Origin of the sequence: Clostridium formicaceticum (genome assembly GCF_001854185.1) — a bacterium.
Classification (GTDB): domain Bacteria; phylum Bacillota; class Clostridia; order Peptostreptococcales; family Natronincolaceae; genus Andreesenella; species Andreesenella formicacetica.
Genome location: NZ_CP017603.1, coordinates 1,748,298 through 1,769,602, shown reverse-complemented (window position 1 = coordinate 1,769,602; position 21,305 = coordinate 1,748,298). Strand labels below are relative to the sequence as shown.

General features: G+C 36.5%; 12 protein-coding genes and 2 riboswitches. All 12 genes read right to left on the bottom strand.

What is annotated here, in order from left to right:
• Positions 1-88: 88 nt before the first annotated feature.
• Positions 89-607, bottom strand: coding sequence for a hypothetical protein (locus BJL90_RS08185; protein ID WP_070966390.1), 519 nt, complete (start codon positions 605-607; stop codon positions 89-91).
• 410 nt (positions 608-1,017) lie between these two features.
• A riboswitch (cobalamin riboswitch) is annotated at positions 1,018-1,207 on the bottom strand.
• A gap of 134 nt (positions 1,208-1,341) precedes the next feature.
• On the bottom strand, positions 1,342-1,653 hold the full coding sequence (locus tag BJL90_RS08180) for a nucleotidyltransferase domain-containing protein (RefSeq protein ID WP_070966386.1): 312 nt from the start codon (positions 1,651-1,653) through the stop codon (positions 1,342-1,344).
• A complete protein-coding gene (locus tag BJL90_RS08175; RefSeq protein WP_070966384.1) occupies positions 1,650-2,048 on the bottom strand; it encodes a nucleotidyltransferase substrate binding protein in 399 nt (132 codons plus the stop codon). Before BJL90_RS08175 ends, BJL90_RS08180 begins: the two co-directional genes overlap by 4 nt.
• Before the next feature lie 459 nt (positions 2,049-2,507).
• On the bottom strand, positions 2,508-3,119 hold the full coding sequence (locus BJL90_RS08170) for a class I SAM-dependent methyltransferase (RefSeq protein ID WP_070966381.1): 612 nt from the start codon (positions 3,117-3,119) through the stop codon (positions 2,508-2,510).
• A 13-nt stretch (positions 3,120-3,132) separates the two neighbouring features.
• Positions 3,133-3,663 (bottom strand): ECF transporter S component, encoded by a 531-nt coding sequence (locus BJL90_RS08165; protein ID WP_070966379.1) that lies wholly within the window; start codon positions 3,661-3,663, stop codon positions 3,133-3,135.
• A gap of 449 nt (positions 3,664-4,112) precedes the next feature.
• On the bottom strand, positions 4,113-13,376 hold the full coding sequence (locus tag BJL90_RS08160) for an S-layer homology domain-containing protein (protein ID WP_070966376.1): 9,264 nt from the start codon (positions 13,374-13,376) through the stop codon (positions 4,113-4,115).
• A 117-nt stretch (positions 13,377-13,493) separates the two neighbouring features.
• Positions 13,494-13,658 (bottom strand): DUF2292 domain-containing protein, encoded by a 165-nt coding sequence (locus BJL90_RS21415; RefSeq protein ID WP_205684282.1) that lies wholly within the window; start codon positions 13,656-13,658, stop codon positions 13,494-13,496.
• A 147-nt stretch (positions 13,659-13,805) separates the two neighbouring features.
• A riboswitch (cobalamin riboswitch) is annotated at positions 13,806-13,994 on the bottom strand.
• 136 nt (positions 13,995-14,130) lie between these two features.
• Positions 14,131-14,988: a 3-methyl-2-oxobutanoate hydroxymethyltransferase gene (gene panB, locus BJL90_RS08150; RefSeq protein WP_070964061.1), complete on the bottom strand. Its 858-nt coding sequence runs from the start codon at positions 14,986-14,988 to the stop codon at positions 14,131-14,133.
• A 34-nt stretch (positions 14,989-15,022) separates the two neighbouring features.
• Entirely contained in the window at positions 15,023-16,693 is a 1,671-nt protein-coding gene (gene ilvD, locus BJL90_RS08145; protein ID WP_070966373.1) for a dihydroxy-acid dehydratase, read from the bottom strand.
• A 58-nt stretch (positions 16,694-16,751) separates the two neighbouring features.
• Positions 16,752-17,987 (bottom strand): nickel pincer cofactor-dependent isomerase, group 22, encoded by a 1,236-nt coding sequence (locus BJL90_RS08140; protein WP_070973092.1) that lies wholly within the window; start codon positions 17,985-17,987, stop codon positions 16,752-16,754.
• Between the two features lie 255 nt (positions 17,988-18,242).
• The gene (locus BJL90_RS08135) at positions 18,243-19,670 is read right to left on the bottom strand and encodes a GntP family permease (RefSeq protein ID WP_070966370.1); all 1,428 of its coding nucleotides are present in this window, start codon (positions 19,668-19,670) and stop codon (positions 18,243-18,245) included.
• A 154-nt stretch (positions 19,671-19,824) separates the two neighbouring features.
• Positions 19,825-21,105, bottom strand: coding sequence for a four-carbon acid sugar kinase family protein (locus BJL90_RS08130; protein WP_070966366.1), 1,281 nt, complete (start codon positions 21,103-21,105; stop codon positions 19,825-19,827).
• Positions 21,106-21,305: the final 200 nt, after the last annotated feature.

Below are 21,305 nucleotides of genomic sequence, written 5' to 3'. Positions count from 1 at the left end.
AATTACACATCAATAAGGCGGGAAAGGAAGTTCTTCCCCGCCTTATTGAAGGTCTTATCAAACTATCAAGTATTTGATTCCCATTGTTTTACCAATAGGTCTCTACATATTCATAAGAGAATTCAATATTATCAACTTCATTTAGTAGTATATTGCTGGCATAAAACGCTGCTTCCTCTCCATCAATATAAAGAACCCAGGTATTTCCTTTCCAGTAGGACGCACCGGGAATGCTGCTGTAGAAGTAGTCAATGGTTTCTGTATCCTCACCAAAAATACTGCTAATATACGCTCCATTAGGATTTCTTGATGTGTCCCAATAAACCGGACTATCCTCTTCAACCCCCAGATTTGTAAGGGACTGTATAACAGCATCCATAACTGTAGGCTGGTTTAAATATTGATGGGTAGCTCCTGCCGGTACATCAAACAGAGTGATAAAACCATTCGTATCGAAACTTATACTTTCGCTAGAAATTTCATCTTCAAAATGATTAAAGGTTACGGTTGCAGAAACTGTTTGGGCAAAAGCGGGAACCGCCATAAACACTGTAAGCATTAAAACCATTAATGTCAATGCCATTGATTTTTTAAATCCGTATCTCATTATTAAAACCTCCTAATTCATTAATATTTTACTAGACAACATAGACACACTTACGACACTTCTTTACTTCCCTTCTCCTCGTCAATATTTCTTAATCACCTCCTTTTGGAATGTTTTTTCCTCTGTGATCACCTTCTTTCTATATAACAAAAGGCAGTATCCATTTGATATAGATACTGCCTCCAGTTTTCTGGTCAGCTTTTTTTATTTAATTCAGTTTCTTCTTTATTTTAAGTTTAAATCTTTTGTCTATTTAGTTGCTTGGATATACTCTCCTATCAACTGAAAAAATTTATGTTTTTCTAGACACTAAAATACCTTGATTTCTATAGGAAACCAAGGTTTGTGTGTATCACAAAGCGCCTCATGTCAAAGCACTATATTTGTATACCCCTTAGTTCCTAGAAGGTCTATACTGCATTATCTTGGCAGGTCTCCTGACTTATGGTTCTCAGCTCCTTTTCCCCTTCCCAGAGATTCTCCAGTGGTATTTTGAAAAGTTGCTCCCCATTTACAGTGGCCGGTCCGCTCAGGATTTTCACCTGATTCCCTTTTAAGCTTCGATAAAATACACAAAGCACCAAAATGATTATGCTATAGGTTTTTTAAACTTGCCTTTATTATACAGGATTTGCTATATTTTTACAACCATTTTTCAAGAGAATCCACTGGCAAGTTTCGATCAGAATGACACTTTGAGAGGTGTATTGGTAATAATTAGCTTAAATTAACGCCTATGATTTTATATTATAAAAAGTTTTACTAAATTTATCTATATGTTCTTTTAAACCATCATGGGTTAAAGCCTCATAGTGGACAATATCAAAGTAGTATGGTAAAGGCAACAGTTCATTTAATTCTATACTTAGTTGGTTTACAATTTCTTGTGTAATATATGTCCCGTAAACAACTATATCTATATCAGATCCATTTTTATAGTTCCCCATACTACGACTTCCAAAAATAGCTGCCTTCTCTATTTCTTTTTTGCCCATCAAAGTATTGATAATCATTTCCATACTTTTTGATGATATACCAAAATTCATCTCATCTCTCCTAAATAATTATATACTTGCGATATAGCTTCATAATATTCTTCTTTAATCTTTTTTATAGCAAAGTGAAAGCGTTCTTCATCATAAGTATGGGCTAGTAAGTTTCGTTTTTCTAGCATGTCCATCCATACTTCTCCGTCTTTTATAACTTCATAATGAAAAGCTGCTTTTATTACATCTCTAGGAAATTTAGCATTTACTTCTTTTGCTTCTAAGTAATCCTTTAATGTCTTCCAAGCCAACTCAAAGGTATATTCAAACCGTTGAATCAAACCTTCTTTTTCAAGTACACTAAGGTTTTCAAAGTCTAAAATAGCAGCATTCAACTGTTTATACGCCTTATCAAAATTTTCAAATCTTTGGCGCCACCTGACTTCTTTTTCCATACTAATACACCTCATTCTTAATATCTTCTCCATAAGCTTATCATTGAAACCTTCATTTACAAATACTACATCAAATTTTTTGAATTTTATATTCAGCAGCTATTTCTTTTATTTTTATCCGATTATCTTACTGCTATTTTATCAAAGTGTCAAAGGATTTACCATATAAAATATATATACACAGTCTGGCGTCCTAACAGATTTTTAAAAATAAAAAATCCTCTTAATTTCCTGTCAACGTTATGCATTTGTAAATTTCGAACATTTTTTGTACTTTTGCTACTTCTGCTGCTATGTCCATTTTTCCCCTTGCACCCCACCAATACAAAATACCACCCCTTTTTATTTAGGCGTGGTATTTGCCTGCTATTCATCCAACAATGAATTTATCACTGCAATCATGCATTATTTTCTTTATTTCAAGATCCTTCCCCATGCTCAGGGTAACGTAATACTCTATCAATAGATTGTTGAGGCTTCCTTCCCAATTAAAATCAGATACATCTCTTCATTATCAATACCCTTTAGGACGGGTATACCAACCCTTTGAAATATATTTTTTTGAGTAAGAAAATCAATCAATTTATCTTCTGCTACAATATCATCTGCTTTTTTATGTATATTATTGATTTCTTCCTTGCTTTGAGAATGAAATATTAGTAATTTACCATCTTCTTTTAAATTATGTTCCACTAGCTTTTTAACAGTCTCTACTTTTTGAGAAAAATGGGGAAATACACTATAGCAAATAATAACGTCAAATAACTTGTCTATTGCCTCTAGTTCTATATTACCATGGAGAAAATTTATCCGGTCCTCTCCCTTAAACTTTTCTTTTACCACCTTCAACATGTTTTCTGCAATATCAATGGCTGTAATTCTTCCCTCTTTCCCTATTTTGTCTAGAATAAAAGGCAACATCACCCCCGTGCCCGTTCCTACATCCAATACTTCATGACCCGGTTTTATCTGTGCTACCTCTAGGGCATATCCTATTTTTTCTTCATTTACCGTAATCATATTGTCCCAATTATGGGCTACTGCATTAAAAAAATCCACCTGAGCCTTCATCAATATCTCCTCCTTATTTCAAATTATGGGTCATATCTCTACTAAGTCCATTTTTTAACATATAAAGCAAAGTTGGTATAAAAATCACTTGAATAACCATGCCAGGCAGTCCAGTTACAACAGCTCCTTTAATCCAGGTAATAGGTGCTAGCCGTACAACACCTAATAGATTAGCCATCAAAAAAACTGTAAATAGAGCCCCTATTCTACCACATACCATGGCACCGATTAAACTGAAGATAGTATTAAGTTGAAATTTTTCAACCAAAAGTCCTGCTATAAGTCCATAAATCGATAGTTCTACCGTCATAATAGGCAGTGTTGGCATTAGAGGTGGCATACCAGTTAAAAATGAACTAATGGCAGGCGTCAGTAAACCTACAAAAAAGCCATATTTTCTCCCCAGTATAAACCCTGCTAGCAGTACTGGAATATGCATAGGCAAAAACACAGACCCCGCCATGCTTACCGTATGAAACAAAATAGGGAACAGTACCCCTAAAGCAATAAAAAAACCTCCTAGAACAACTTTTCTTGTCTCCATAACAAATCCTCTCCTTAAACAAAAAATAAACCACTCAGGTTCAAGACTTCAGTCTTACATCAACCTTCATGGTTTTTAGCTTAATTTTTTTAGTATGAACATTTTTAGATGCTTTTGTTAAAAATATATCATTTACTCTGGGATATGTCAATAATTTTATTTGTTTCTATTTGTTGGAAAAGCACTCTGCCTACCACCTATTTTCCATTATAAAAAGTTTTACTAAATTTATCTATCTGTTCTTTTAAAGCATCATGGGTTAAAGCTTCATAATGCACAATATCAAAGTATTATGGTAAAAGCAGCAGTTCATTTAATTCTATACTTAGCTTATTTACAATTTCTTGTGTAAACACAGGACTAAGGATACCCTGGTTCACTGCAAGGTTTTTTGAGGTTGCATCAAGAAAAGAATAGGAGTACAGGTACACCCCTATTCTTTTTTTAGGCTATTGAATTATTTTTACAATCGCTGTTACTGCTTCAGCTCTTGTAGCATTGTCTTGTGGCTTGAAGGTATCATCTGGATAACCATTAATAATACCATTGACATTCGCAGTATCTACTGCTGTCTTAGCCCAAGAAGAAATGCTTTCACCGTCTATAAAGCTTTTTTGTACTGCTGTATTGCCTAAATCAGCAGCCTTTACTACCATTACCGCCATCTGTTCACGAGTAATAAAATCATCTGCACCAAAAGTATTATCGTCATAACCGCTTAAAATACCATTGGCATGGGCTGTTGCGATATAATCCTTTGCCCAGTGATTTTCTGTATCAGCAAACAACTTACCTGACTTTACTTCTAAACCCAGAGCTTTCACCAGTACTGTAGCAAATTCAGCCCTTGTGATAGAAGCATCTGGTTTAAAACTTCCGTCTGGATAACCGCCGATGGCTTCTCTCGCCAACAATTTGTTAATATGTATTGCTGCCCAGTGACCTATAACATCTTTGAAGGTTTCCACTGATTTTTCTGCTCCTTCTTCGACTGCATTTATTACTTCAATTGCTTCTTCTGCTTCCTTTTCTTTTTCTATCGCTAATACAGCAAACTTTCCAAGGTGATCTGCTTCACCCTTTACATTACCACTAGATTGATCTACTTTTATGTTATCTAGCCCTATCCATTGTTTTTTTCCTTCATCCAGCCAGAAAAGAGAGATATCATATTTGTCAAAATCTACTTTAGATTTGTCAAAAGGTACAGTTAAGGTTACTGTTTTTTTGAAATTACCTTCTTTATTTTTGCTAATCTCAAATACATCTCCTGCAAACTTGCTATTTGAAGCCATTGGTAATCTAGAAATACCAGTTACTTTTTCGATTTTTATCTCAAAGTCACCATTCATTGTATTAGCAGGAAAATCAATAGTAACACCCTGCTCTTTGACTGTGGCTGATTCAGTTGCTTTTACAGTTGTGGATGAGGTTGAAGTACTTTTCCCTCCTCCACCGGAACTAGATCCACCACTGGAAGTTCCTGTTGATGTTGCAGTATAGGCAATGAAGTCAGTAAAATGCTTAGTCTTTACAATTAAATCATTTTCATCATCATACGCATATTCTTTCTTGTCGCTATTTAATCCTTCTGCATCACTTGCAAATTTCTGTATAAGATGAACTTCTCCATCTTGAATATAAGCAGTTTCTTTGCCTTTCTTACCTACAAAGATTATAGTTATAAAATCACTGAATTCCACCCTTGTATCTCCTCCTATAGCAACAACTACAAGAATTTCATCAAGTTTTTTGCCTGTAGGCATAACACCCTTCATCTTATCTTTTACTGCAGCATCCTCAGGATTTCCTGCAGTAATTAGTTCAAGTGTTATTGTAGCATCACCGCTTGTAATGTTTACACCCTTTGGAATCATTACAGATGTCTCACCTCTGTTGACTTCAATTCTTGGCAAACTTGTGTTAGTTGGAAGTTCAACAAAAACTTTTCCTTTGTTTCCTTCAGGAAGGTTTATCGTGATTTCTTTTTCTAGGTCTGATTCCTTTACAGGGATTTTATAGTTTTTGTTACCTTCTGGGATTTCTATTTTAGGTGCATTGTCATTTTCAGGCAATGGAATTTCTTCTATTTCCGGTACTTGAACTTTTGTGCCAAACTTCTTAGCTTCATTGAAGCTAGTTGTTGCTGTTGTCAGGGTTATCAGCGCTGCATCTACTTCTGCTTGTGTTACATTTTCATTATTAACCACTACTTGAGCTTCTACTATTGCAGCTTTATAAGCTGTCATAACGGCTTGTGTTACCCATTTTTCTGTTGGTTCTATGTCTTTTCCATCTTCACTTACGGCTACCGAAACCTTGTTTTCATTTGCTGCTGTGATTGCTGCCTCTAGCGCTTCTTTATTTACTTCCGGTACTTGAGCTTTTTCAGTAACAGTAAAGATCACCTCTGGAGTAGGAGCACCGGTGGAAGAATGAAAACTGTAGTCTCCTGGTTCCAAATCAATCGGCACAGTATATTGCAATGTTGCTACTGCCGCTCCCTCTGATGCTGTCAATACACCACTTAAAACAACATTCTCTCCTCCTTGTTTTACAAGAGTATTTCCTTTTTTCAAAGTCAGATTAATGGTTTCTCCTGCATAATGTGCCGGTGCAGAAGCCCTTACATTTATGTTTTCTCCCTGAGCTACTGTAGTTTTATCCAAACTAATATTTTTAAACAAGCTGATAGGCCGGGTAATACCCGCACTAACTACTTTCTCCTCTCCTTCTCCATATTCCGCATAAATTCTTATGAAGCCTGCGTGATACATCCAATTAATGGCTACATCCGATAGGAGATAGGTTACTTCTGTTCCTGCTGATTCTGCTATGATGATAGGATCTTTTGCTTCTATCGTCATCGTGCTATCAGAGGTTTTATAATACCACTTTACTCCTTCTGTTGCCTCTATAGCTTTGTTCTCTGTGTCAGTGATTTCTGCTACCAGCTCTAATTCCACACCATTTTTGTTGTTCCTTGCGTTTAAAATGTTCATATCATTGGTTGGACGCTTAATGAGAATCTTAGCTGGTTTTGGTTTTTCAAGCAATCCTGCTATGGCCTGATTAATGGCTAATACTTTGGCATCTACCTCTTCCTGAGTTGCTTCTGGCATTGCTAAAGCTTGTAGCAACAGATCGTAGCTTTCTTCCGTGTAATCTGCTTCATTTTTTGTTAAAGCTCGTGCTTTCGCGTCTTCTAGTGCTTCTTTATCAATATCTTCGGTGTTGCTCATTCGTGCCACTGCCATTAAATACCCTGAATCATTTTTATAATAGATGGTCCCATTATTATCACTTACTAGACTGCTAATGCAATATTGGGAATTTGTTGGTTCAAAGATTGAAAGCGTTTTGGCTTCGGTCTGACCAGCACTATCTTCCAGCATATAAATGCCGCCTGGGAGATAGTTGTAAGTAAGATAAACATATACCTTACCTGTTTTATCGAAATAGTGATTCGATAGAAGGGCACTGGTCTGAACATATCCTGGAACCTCGGCTGAGTAAATTTCACTCATATTATTAATATCGATAATCTTATAACTATGTCCAGTGGGACTAAACTGATTTTCTCCAGCTACCCCTAGATAGGCTCTGCCATTATATACAAGCGGTGTACCAGTTGCCATTCCACCAAGTTCCATAGTTTTTATTGTGCTATGATCAAAGGTTCCATCACTATTTACTTTTAATTGATAAAACTTTCCACCTTTAGTTGAAAAACAAATGCGATCTGATGCTTTATCATAGGAAACGGTAGAGCGGATGTCTCCTTTAACACCATTTATAGTATCTATAATATCCCCACTTAAAGGATTCACGGAATAAAGTACCGCAGTCTCTGTATATTGATTTATTGGACTACCGTCGTCAGATCCAAAAATTACATAATTATCTGTGGCATATGCCCCTGCCCAATAGAAACCACCAATGTGGGTGATTTTCCAACTGCATAATTTTACTTCATCTGTTTTTGTTGGATCTTCATCCGTTACTGAGATTCCATAATAGGTTCCTTCTCTAGTTTCATTATTCCAGGTACCACTATAGATATAACCATTATGATAAGTAATAGGCGTCAGTGTTTGCCCTTCTACCTCTTCACTGACCCATAAGCTTTCTAATGTATCAGCTCGTAAGGCTTGGATTTGTCCTTTTCCAACTGGTATAAAAATCATTCCTTCAGCATAGGTAATAGGGTTTAACGCATAGCCTACATTACCAACCATTTCTGAACTTGAGGCTAAGATTTCGCCAGTTTCTTTATCAAGCTTATGCACTTTATTGGCGGATGCTACATAAAGATGATTATTAACTATAATCGGAGGTGTCGGTGCTGCTGCCCAGCCTGTCCCTATTCTCACTGCCCATTTTTCATAAGTCTCCTCAACTGTAATTGGGGTTGGGGCTTCTGTAATACCCATGTTTTCAGCATTACCACGGAAATTAATCCATTCTCCATCATAATTTGGCAGTGGAACCTCTGGATCAGGTGCCTCTACTAAAGCAATACTTAATACACCATTATTCAGGTTATCAAGACTGGTAAGCACACCCTTTTGTGCTACATAGCCATATTTAGTTGCTACATAAGTATACTCCATACCCGGCAATATGCCTGTATAGCTAAGAGGTTCATTTGGTTTTATTCTAACTCCTTTTTGGTCATACAAAGCTAAAGTTGCATCTGTGGGAGAAACAGCAAATTTTACATCATACCCCTCAACTTTATTTAATTCTACTGTATAAACGGTACTACGTTTTTCTTCTTCTTCTCCAGTAGAAAGCTCAATCTCAATCTTTTCTACTTCTGCAATATTTACATGATTATCATTAGATCCATTATACGTAACTGTATAGCTATCAAGTTTAGGCGTTGCCAAAATCTCCACTGTATTTGTATCATCACTTAATGCTGTACTATATGTAAAGATAGTTGAATTAAAGGATTTATCTAGATAAAGTTCATTATCACCATCCTTTAAAGACAACTCTGAGAGAGTAGGAGATAAATAAACATTAAAGGTATATACTACTTCTTTGTTTTCAGAACCATCTGGAGGAGTTACCACTATGCTAAAAGTATTTTTCCCAGGCTTTGTAATGCTTTTTACCCAGTTGGTGCCGATATGCTGGCTTAAGGAAATATTATTTGCCATTAGCTTACTTTCAGCCAATTCATCACCATAATAAACGGTTACTTTTGACTCCGTTTCCGCCGGTACAAAAGCAAAACGTGTAGTCTCATTCAAGCGGACATCCAGCTCATTTAAATGATATTGGGTAATCTTTTGATTAAACGCTGGTCTATCAGGATAGGCTGCATTTGGAGTACCAAAGTAAGCAGTTGACTGCATATTTGACTGCGAAGTAGCGGTATAAATTAATAACTCCTTTAGACCTTCATTGTCACCAACACTTGGTTGCTGTGTTCCTTCTTCTAAATAGACAAAGATGACTTTATTATTTTCCTTTTCAAGTTTTAGAGATTGAGCATTGGGTGTTTTATAACCTTCTATTGGTGTAGGTACAAATTCATAGATTTCACCAATTCTACAATAGTTTCCTCCCAAAATCTCCATAGCATTAAATAAACTAAAATGGTTGCTGCTGGCTATATAGTCAGTTAAATAATTGTTGCTGCCCTCAACAATTTCGTTATGAACCATTTTCTTTTTTTCTAATCCTACAACATCCTTGCTTTCTAAAATATTTCCTGATTGATCTTGATATTCAAGTGTAACCTTTGCAGGATTAACAATACCTCTAGTGTTTAAGTCAGTAACAATGCTGGCGTTACTATAAACTTTGGTATATCTTTGTACTCTGTTATTTAGATCCAAACTGGTATCTACAAAGCTTCTTGATAATATTCCATCATCTGATAACTGTATAACTGATTTTGGAATAACTATTTCTTCAATATTATTAAACCCAAAAGCATTTCTTTCAATTACTTCCAGTCCTTCAGATAAAGCAACAGTCTGTAATAAATTCTCCTTAAAAGCAGAATCTTTTATTTGTTTAATATTTGATGGAATAGCAATATTAGTTAACTTATTGCCTTCGAATACACTTTTATCTATAACACTTAGATTTTCAGAAAAATTTATTTCTGTTAATAAATTACCTTTAAAAGCTCCTTCTTCAATAGTTTCAATACTTTCAGGTATAGTTATACTTTGAAGAGCATTCCCATCAAAAGCATACCATCCAATTTCTTTAAGCGTATTAGGTAATTCCAATGTCTTTATAGGTGATTTTATTCCTCCACCCCATCGATAATATGCAAATGCTCCACGTGCAATTTTTTGTACTTCTACTCCATTTATTTCAGAAGGTATAACTAAATTTTCTGGAGGTTCGTTATTCAAATAACCTTTTATCGTTCCGGTGGAAGCTTCAAAATTAAATAATGTTTCCTCCTTCATTCCTGCTTGTTTAGCCTCATCGAAGCTGTTTGTTGCTGCTGTCAGGGCTTCTAAAGCTGTATCTACTTCTGTCTGTACAGCATTTTCATCATCAAACGCTGCTTGAGCCTCTGCTATTGCAGTTTCATATGCTGTCATAGCCTCTGGTGTTACCCACCTTTCTGTTGCTTCTATGTTTTTTCCATCTTCACTTACGGCTATTGAAGTTTTGTTTTCATTTGCTGCTGTGATTGCTGCCCACAGCGCTTCTCTATTTGCTTCTGGTGCTTCTTCTTTTTTTATAGCCTCTCTTATGGCAATGGTTTTTTGGTTAATGATCTCTTGATCTGTTGTCAGATCCTCTGTTATTGCCAGGGCTTCTTGTTTTAAGCTTTGAATTTCAGCCCATTGATCCTCTGTATAATGGCTGGCATCCAAGACATTTATTTTTGCAATTTCTGTCAAAATAGCATCTCTGTTTGCAACGATTACAACAGGATCTGCTCCGTTTCCTTCACTGCTCATAAAATAAGATCCTAGATCTGCTCCCAATCCATAAAGGGTAAACTGCCAACGTACCACATCTCCTGGTTCAACTTGCCATAAGCCTGATGACATGGGTATAAAATATTCGCTTGTAGTAATCATCCAGCCAGAGGTACTGGTAAAGTCAAATTCTCCTAACCATTGATCATCCCATCTGCTCCTCAGGCTTAAATTGTTTTCATCAAACACCCTCTGAAGGTAAGCTGGAAGCGTAGGGGTCATTTCTTCTTGTGTTAATTCATCCTTTATGGCAGCAACATAAACCCCCATGCCACTATACGTGGTGACATCTAGATTTGCTTTTCCATAGGCTTTTTCTAATATGGAGTAGGCCGTATCTCCCTCTTCTAATTCCACCAGAACCGGCTCCATAATATATCCTTGACCTAGTGTAAACTTTTCTATAGCTACTGTTGCATATTCTCCTTCTACCTGTGGTCTTAAATTTGTAAGAATGCTATTTAAGATTCTTATTTGAAAATCTATCTGGTCTTGGGTTAAGTCTTCTTTAGCTGCTATGTTTTCTGCAACTTCTATTGATTTTTTTATTGCTTCCCATGCTGAATGTGTATACTTATTTTTGTCTAATGCTTTTACACTTTCTATTTTTGCTCGTAGTTCTGCTTTATCCATTGGCTTTTCAACTACTACATCCGTCATATCATATAGAGGTTTTTTTCCTTCTGTGAATCTGTTATAGGCTACAAGTCCATAGGTTCCTTGATCGGTAGCCATACCATCTACTACGCCGGCTTCTGCTCCCCCACCTGTATTCTCACCGGGTTTTACATGCATAAAACCTCCAGCAGGTACAGCAAAGCTCATTAGATTATCCACAGTTGAATTGCCGTTTTTAATGAATCTAGGATCAGTATGTGGATCTATTCCTAAACCTGTTAGAGCTACTATGACTTGTGCACAACTTTCGCTATTCACGCTTCCCCAACTGGTGTAGCCTCCGTCTTCTCTTTGTACATTTGAAAGCCAATTGATCCCTCTGTCTATAGCTGCTTTTGCTGCCATATTGCTTTCATAATACGGTGTTAGCCCTTGTATCGCCATTGCTGTAATATCAGGATCTGCAGCTCCTGATAATGACCAGCCTCCGCCATCTATTTCTCTATCCAAAATGTAGTTAATCAATTTCTCCCTTGTGGTTTGCTGGCTTACGCCTTCAATGACAGGTATTTCATAGTTTTTACTGTCTAATGCTATCAGTGCAAAGATAGGTCCATTAATTCCTTGCTTAATTACGAAATTAAAATCTGCTAAGCCATCTCTTAAATCATAGCCTACAACGTCGGTAATATCTTTACCAATGGCAGTTAAACCTAAAATTACTCTTGAATGCTCTGTTCCTTTATTTCTATCTAACCTTCCATCAGGTTTTGCCCCAGAGGCTGGCATTAATCTGGCTACTTCATTTTCCACATTGGTGTAATAGATATCGTAATACCCCTCTGGAACTACATACTCTCCTCTTGCTAAGGAAAGAATCGACCATTCTCCCTCAAGGGTTCCATAAGCAGGGTTGTCTACGGTATTAACAATATAAGCAAAGTTTCTTTCCAGCTGTTCTTTTACTGTAAGTTTTTCCTCTGCTTTGCTTCCATCTTGCTTCGCTGCATTAAATATTGCTGTTGCTTCTTCTAACGCTGTCACTGCAGCTTCTACTTCTTCTTGTGTTGCTCCTTCATCATCAAACACCTTTTTCGCATCTGCTATTGCAACCTCATAAGCTGTCATAGCCTCTTCAGTTACCCATTTTTTTGCTAGTTCTACATCTTTGCCTTCTTCACTTACTGTTACAGATTCTTTGTTTTCATGAGCCGATGTGATTGTTGTTTGTAATACTTCTTTTTCTACTACTTCTTCTAAACCTTCTCCAAGATCTTTAAAAATTTCTATGCTATCTCCATCTTCTAGTTGTATATCCTTCCTATTGTAAGCACTTTTATCACCATTTAAAGTATAACTCCAAAACATCCCATCCTCTGACATTAGTACTCCAAGCGGTAATGATGCTTTTTCAAAGTCATTGCCATGTTTTTTTAATGCTTCCATAATAGCTGCATTTACAGAGTTGTTTTTCAGCACAGTTACATTTTCAGTAAAAACAGCATCCTTTTTGCTTGTCACCGTCACACTTACAAAATCGTTTTGAAAACTATCATAGGATGGCAACAAGTCATACGGTGACTTTGCATAATAGAAAAATACATAATCACCGTCTGCAATTTTTTGCGTTCTAGCAAGGCCGCTTGGCATCATAAAATTGATCTTATACATCCAACCACTTTCTAGACCGTAGTAACTATCCTCTATGCCATTTTGTTGACCTTCTATCCCTTCAATCCATCCATTATTCTGTATATCTACTTGTAAGTCTGTGGCCTTTAATGCATCTTCAGCTGTAGGGTCATCTTCGTCGTAGTTTACTGTAATTTGCTGTGGGGCAAACAAAATTTCATTATACATCCCTACTACAGCAATATTTACCTGTATACTATTATCTTCTGCTTCTGTACCTGCTGCTTGTAATATCTCCCTAGTATTTTTCTGATCACTATCATATATAGCCTCAGTAACTGTCAATTCTGTCAAAGTTTTTTGGTTATCAGTTAACTTCACCACATCAGGGTTTATACCCTCATTCATAGCCCATGCAATCATAGGGTTAAATAACGACAAAATCATCATTAAGGTAATACACAAAGCTATGTTTTTATTCAATTGCTTTTTTGTCACTTCCCAAACCCCCTTTTTCAGTATAAATTTCTTATTTTTGCAAACAAAAAAACCAGTTCCCTCCTTTTCTTACAAAGTAGGTACCTCTGGTTTGCCAGTCAGTACTTATTTAAGATTTTACAGTTTGATAGACTTTTTAAACTCTTCTACTCGAATCGGACAGCTGTCTTGAATAATCACTTTTATTTCCCCATGTCCAATTTTTCGAATTAAGTTAATAAGTTTTTTTTCTTTTTCTGTCATTTTACTCTGAAGATTTTCTTGTTTTCTTAAAGCTTCCAATTTTATTCCCCCTTTTTTAAAATAAAAAAACATCTTTTCTATCTGGAAGGAGAAAGATGCTTCAAGGAAAAATATCATCATTTTTAAAAGTAGCTACTACTACTTATATAAAATGACAGACTATTCTCCTTCCCATCCTCGTGAGAAATTTAGAGGATCTTTATGGCAGGTATCCTGGCTTCGTTTCATCGCAAAATATTTCCTTCCCGTTATAATAACAGTGGATATAATAGTTTGCTCTACGTTACAGTGGCGGGACCGCATCGGATTTGCACCGAACTTCCCTTTTAACTTTTAAAGGTATCCCTTTAAAAGACCATAAAAACAAATTTATTCAATTATCATCATAATACCATTTTTTTTAACTTAAATCAACAAATTAATACTATATCCTTCGTCAAAACCGAGAAATCGCCGTTAGGCTAAAGCTTCAACGGCAATTTCTCGGTTTATTTAGTAGTTATTTTAGGTTTTAAGCATTTTTTTCTAATAAGTTTAAAAACTCTTTTTCTTCCTCTGCCTTCATATTATAAGTATGTTCTCCATCAATCGGGAAGTTTTTCTCTTTTACTTCTTTATAATATTCTTTAAAGGCATTTGTCATGATTTCATTCACATTGGCATATTGTTTTACAAACTTTGGCGTAAAATTATCATATAGTCCAATCATATCCGCATAGATTAGTAATTGTCCATGGGTATAAGATCCAGCACCAATACCTAAAATAGGGATACCGCTTCTTTCAGTAATCGCCTTACCTACAGGAGCTGGTACACCTTCTACCAGGATACTGAAGGCACCTGCTTCTTCAATTCTTTTGGCTTCATTGACAATGTTTACTGCAGCCTGAGCACTCTTACCCTGTGCTTTGTAGCCACCCTGTTGTCCCATAAACTGCGGTGTTAATCCAATGTGTCCCATCACAAGGATACCAGCATCATTGATGGCTTTTATTCTACCAGCTATTTCTGGACCGCCGCCTTCTAGTTTAACTGCATCACAGCCACCTTCTTTAATTAATCTTCCTGCATTCTCTACAGCCTGTTGATTAGAAATTTGATAAGACATATAGGTCATATCCCCAACAATAAATGTATCAGGAGCACCACGGCGAACAGCTTTGCAGTGATGAATCATATCTTCTAAGGTTACTGGTAGGGTTGTATCATAGCCCAAGGATACCATCCCTAATGAATCTCCAACTAAAAGCATCTCTACCCCTGCTTTTTCCATCATTTTTGCAGTTAGATAGTCATAAGCAGTAAGATAGGTTATTTTTTCTCCTTCTGCCACCATTTTGTGAAAGTCATGAATCGATTTTTTTGCCATTCTAAACACCATCCTTTTTTATTTTGAAAGTAATTTATGCTCTGTTTTTAATAATTGCTCCTTTGTCTGCAGATTCAGCCAATCTGCTATAAAGATACAAATAACCTTCCTCAACCCTTGGTTTTGGCGCTTGCCAAGCAGCTCTTCGTTTTTTTAATTCTTCTTCACCAACCAAAAGTTCTAATTTTCTTTCAGGAATATCTATTTCTATCATGTCACCATCCTGCACAAAGGCAATAGGTCCTCCTTCTTGAGCTTCCGGTGAGATATGACCTACAAAACATCCATTGTTGGTACCTGAAAATCTCCCGTCAGTAACCAATGCCACTTTATCAGCTAAGCCTAGTCCATAAAGAAGCTTCATTGCTTTAAACATTTCAGGCATTCCGGGACCACCCTTTGGTCCTTCGTATCTTATAACAACAACATCCCCTTCTTTGACCTCGCCATCCAAAATAGCTTTGTTTGCTTCCTCTTCTGAATTAAACACCTTAGCAGGACCACTAAATGTCCACATCTTGGGGTTAATCGCAGCAGGTTTTGTCACTGCAGAATTAGGTGCTAAATTTCCATATAGTACTGCTAATCCTCCTGTTGCTGTAAAAGGCTCTTTGAAGGTTTTTATAATCTCATTGTTTGGTGAATTAAAATCTTTAATATTTTCTTCTATTGTTTTACTGGTAACAGTCATGGCACCTTTATGTAGCAATGAAGCGATTTCCTTCATAACTACCGGTACACCCCCAGATTCATAAAAGTCAATGACATTTGGTGATGCTGCAGGGTTCATTTTGGCAATCAGGGGAGTACTTCGGCTTAACTTATCAAAATCCTCCATGTCAAAATCCACCTTGGCTTCATAGGCTATGGCAGGAATATGCAGGGCAGCGTTGGTAGATCCTCCTATGGCAGAGCTCAATCTTACTGCGTTTTCAATGGATGCTCTGGTGATGATCTGTCTAGCTGTTATACCCTCTTTTACTAAATTTACAATGGCTCTACCTGAATCTTGGGCAGCTTTTAGCCTATCATTGTACACTGCAGGAATCATAGCGCTTCCCGTCAAAGACATCCCCATCGCTTCTGCAACACAGCACATGGTATTTGCTGTACCTAAAAAGGAGCATGATCCACAGGTTGGAGCACATGAGTCCTCCATCTGTATTAATTTTTCCTCTGTAATCTCACCTTTTTTCAGCTTCCCTACCCCTTCAATAATCGATGTAGTATCTGCTTTTCTTCCATGGATCACAGGACCACTAAGCATAGGACCTCCATTGACAAATATTGAAGGTAAGTCTAATCTAGCTGCTGCCATTAACATACCAGGAACAATTTTATCACAGGAGCCCAGCAACACGATGGCATCATATTGATGTGCTTGAACCATGAGTTCAATGCTATGGGCAATGATATCTCTTGTAGGAAGAATATACCGCATTCCTTCATGGCCTTCAGCAATTCCATCACAGGCACCTATCACCCCAAATTCTACTGGTGTCCCCCCTGCTTCCCTTATGCCTTCTTTTACTGATTCAGAAACTTGACGTAAATTATAGTGGCCAGGAACGGTGGTGCTCCATGCATTAGCAATACCTATAATCGGTTTATCTAAATCTGTATCAGAATAACCCATTGACTTATAATATGCTCTGTTGATACTCCATTCTGGCCTGCTTAAAATTTGTTGACTCCGTAATTTCATTGATGTCACCCCTTTAAAATTTTTAATTTAAATTTTCTATTTGTATTTTTTCGTGTATTTATTTAAAAGGAAAATTTAAATTTCCTTCATGATCAAAATTCAATGTTTCCTCCCCTATCACTTCTATAGCATCTAATGATTTAATCTCATTAAAAATTCTTTGTGAAATCAGTAATTCATTGATCTCTAGCGTGTTTTTTATCAATGCCATTCGGGCATTTTCTTTACTGATATATTTATTGCAGCAAGACAAAGCAATATTGATGGCAGAAGTATCATTTTTCCCCACAACTGGCAAAAATCCCCTTTCAAGAAATCCAGATGTAACTACATTTGTATAAGTAGCTTCAAAATCAATTTTTTTCAACAAGCGGTCTGATATCACATCTGCGATACCCACCCCAGTAGCATTATGATGACTTTCCTCTGTTAGATCAAGACATACAATTCTGTAAATCGCTTTACTTTGATCATCACTTTCACCGCGGATTAAATATCTTCCTGTAATATTTGGGTCCATCCCTACACCACTTATGTTTTTCCCCATTTCCTGAATCACCAAGACATCCAAGGGAAAGCAGGGTAGTAATGGTAGCAAGGTTTTTGCTTCCTTCAACAATTTAGGTTCTTGTTCTAATATCTTATCTTTAGGCATCACCGCTATCTTAGCTGTTGTACCCTCGGCATTCTCCAATATTGCAATGCCACCTAAGATAGGTGCTTTGTCTATGCTTATTTTAGCCGCCGAAGAAATTAACTTTTGAAGTCCATAGATACCATATCGATGAATCTCTGAAGCTCCTTTTTGTTTTCCTAAACCCACAGCAATTTGCTTAAGAATGCCACTCTCAACATTACTACGGAAGTCTGTATGAGATTTCACACGATTTATCAGAATGACACCATCCAAAGAGGCAGCATATTTATCGAAGTATACCGTAGCACCTTCTGGCGTTATGCCTAAATTAACGGTTTCCATAGTAGCCTTAATCGGTGCCCCAATTTTTTCCTCGCTAATACCATAGTTCTCTAATATTTTGATTTGCCCTTCGGCAGTAGCTCCTCCATGACTACCCATAGCAGGTATAATATAAGGCTTTGCCCCGACAGCTTTAACGATTTCTACAACTTTCTTAATCATGTTTTTATAATTATAAATACCTCTACTGCCGGCGGCTATGCCTATTTTGTTCCCAGATTTTATCAAGGGTAGAATTTTTTTCATTTGTTTCTCGATTTCTTCTTCTACATTTTTAACTGTCGGATTATTAATTGTTTGTTTTATTCTGTACATCCTAGGTATTAAGTTCGTTATTAAATCTCGACTCAAATCAATCACCTTACTCTATTTATTTTGGAATATAGATATACGTCTATGAATTTTAATATACTAAGAAATGTTTTACAGGGGTGAAAACCATAGCTGTATATCAAAATTCAAATATAAAGACGTATATCCATAGCATTTAAACGCTTTTTATTTTATTAACTTAGATTATTGCGCTAAACTACATTTAAGTAAGTGCTTCATTTATGATATGTGCTTCTCTTATCCCCAAATAGCATTTAAAATTAACAATGTGATAATTCCTACTGCCCATGAAATTGTTGTTGTAATTGACCATACTCTAATTTGTTCTTTTGCCTCTTTGATTCCCAGCATACGATTTACCACCCAGAAATAGCTGTCATTAAAATAGCCGAAGAATACTGCCCCTACACAAGCTGCCAATGCTGCAAATACAGGATTAACATCTAATGTTGTGATCATTGGTGCTGTTATAGAAGCGGCTGTAATCATAGCTACAGTCCCACTGCCCTGGATAAATCGAACCAGTGTCGAAACTACAAAAGGAAGTAAAATAGCAGGTATAGCAGATGCTGCAATAAGCTGTGCAATATGGTTTCCAGCACCACTATCTCTCAAAACCGCTCCCAATGCTCCTCCACCACCAGTTACCAAAATAATGATTCCTGCGGACTTGATACCATCCTCCATTTTCTCTAAGGTTTCTCTTCTTGAATCACTGCTGGTCAATCCATAAATAGCTACCAGCAAACCAATTCCTACAGCTATAACAGGCTGCCCTAAAAATCCAATGAGGGTCATCAAGGTTCCTTCAAGTTTTAATGTGTTTCCAACGGTATTGAATAATATTAATAATACAGGTAATAAAATAGGTGCAAAGGACATAAAAGCAGAAGGTAAGTTTTTATCATCTGTATCCTCCATATCAACACCATTTCCACCCAAAACTGCCCCTGCTGCACTATTGCCCATTGAGGCACTTGCAGCTATTTCTTCCTGTGATACACGAACCCATTCTTCCCCATCCTCGCTAGGAAGCTGATAGATTTTCTTGCCAATCCACTGACCATAAAGCATCCCTGCCATTGTCATGGGAATAGCTAAAACAATCCCCCACAGCAATAGACTTCCAACGCTTACCCCAAATAATCCAGCCACACCAACGGGACCCGGTGTAGGTGGTACAACCGTGTGGGTAATAACTAAGCCCACAGCTAAGGCAACACCTAGTGAGATGGCTGATTTTTTTGTTTTCTTAGAAATCGCCTTTACAAGTGGTGATAAAATCACAAAACCTGAATCACAAAAAATTGGTATTGAAACAATAAAACCAGTTAGTGCTAACGCTAGTTCTTCACGGTCCTTTCCAAGACTCTTTATAAAGGTTTTTGCCATCTTTTCAGCAGCGCCAGAAACCTCAAAAAGCTGCCCCATCATTACGCCAAAACCTATAATAATCCCAATACTTCCAAGTGTGCCTCCAAATCCGCCGGTAATAGAGCTAACCACGCTATTTGGTGGCATTCCTCCAATAAGTCCTGTGATGCAGGCGGCAATAATCAGGGCTAAAAATGCGTGAACTTTTGTCTTCATTACCATGAATATCAGACAAATAATTCCCACCACCAACCCAATAATCATTTGACTTCCCGATACTACTACTTCCATAAAAAATTAACCCCCTTATAATTTTTATTTATTAAACTTAGCTACATCATGTATAGCTAAGCCAATAACCTCTCTTCTCTTTACTCCTCATGACTTTATCTCTATCTATAGCATTGAGAATTTTTCAATATGACCTCCTATACTTTTTGCTAATTTAATCAACGATAGCATAAAGATTTGTATTTTTAAGAAATGCAACCACCTTAGCCAATGCATCTTTTGTTCCAAATCCTCCTGCTTTGGTGATAATACGTATCCCCTCACATTTGCCACCCTTTAATTTTCCTAAAGGTATACCAGATAATAACTCTTGTTCTAAAATAATACCATCGGCACCCATTTGTTTTACCACATAGGATGTTGTTCCCCCACCGGTTACAACAATATCTGTCACCAAACCTCTTAGTGCCAATGCTTTCGCTGTATTTCCTAAACCTTCGGCTAAAAAAGTACCATATAAGCTAACGTTTTCAGATATTTTATAGCCCTCCAATTCCTCTCGATTTTTTAACAGTGTATCCGTAGCGATAACTGTTATTAAGTTATTCCTTAGAGCTTCTTCTGCTTCAGATAATAATTTTTCAAAAACTTCTTCTTTATTTTTATTCAATAACTCAGTAGCCAGTTCAATTACTCTAATATCCTTCATCTTTTTTAGTTCTGCTATTTGATCAGCTGTTGTTTGATTAAAGGTAGCTGCAATCACTAGTATCGAAGGCTGCTCTTTAATTAAAATTTTCGAATCGTTATCATTAAAGTCCAAAACAAATGGTAAATGGGCTGTTAACCCTGCTGAACCCGCAATAAGACAATGATTGCTGTAGACTTTGATGGCGTTTGCGATTACAGCTAAATCACCCTCAGATACAGCATCCACCACGATAAACTTTATTCCTGACGTTTTAAGCTCAAACAATTTCTTTTCTAAATGCTTTGCGCCAGTACGGACATCACTTAAGTTTATTAGTCCCACTTGTGTTTCTATTTCACTTTCAAGAAGCGTTGGAATATGGCAGACTGGATAATCAGCATTATCCTCTTTAGAGCTTTTAACTAATAAATATCCATTTTCTACGATTCTTCTATGATCAGGAAAAGAAGGTACAATTACACACATATCTAATTTTAACGTATCCAAAATCCCCTGAATTTCAATGCCTGGATTTCCTCTGAGGGTAGAGTCAATTTTCTTATAAAAATAATCTATCCCCACCTTCTTTAATCTGTCGGTTACTTCACTTACACATTTATATGCCTCCTGTGGATTAGCGTGTCTAGTGTTTGTATTGACAGAAATAACTTTTATTGTATCTTCAATTGCATCTAAATTATCAACATCTAGGCTTACAAAGGTAGGTAATCCAAATTTGCTAAACTTTACCCCTGTATCATTTGCCCCAATGATATTATCAGAAATTATGCCTAACCTTTTCAAATTATCACTCCTAAACTTTTTTGCTGCTTACTAGATATACATAGCAACTTTCATGCCAACATTACTTTTCTGCTATTTTGTAATACCACACAGATTTTCTTAATAAATATTTTTCAATTATCATTTCATTTTGGAATAATCATTTTTCAAACACCTTGTTGTTACCCTTTGAATTTACATATTTTTTTAAATATTTCAAA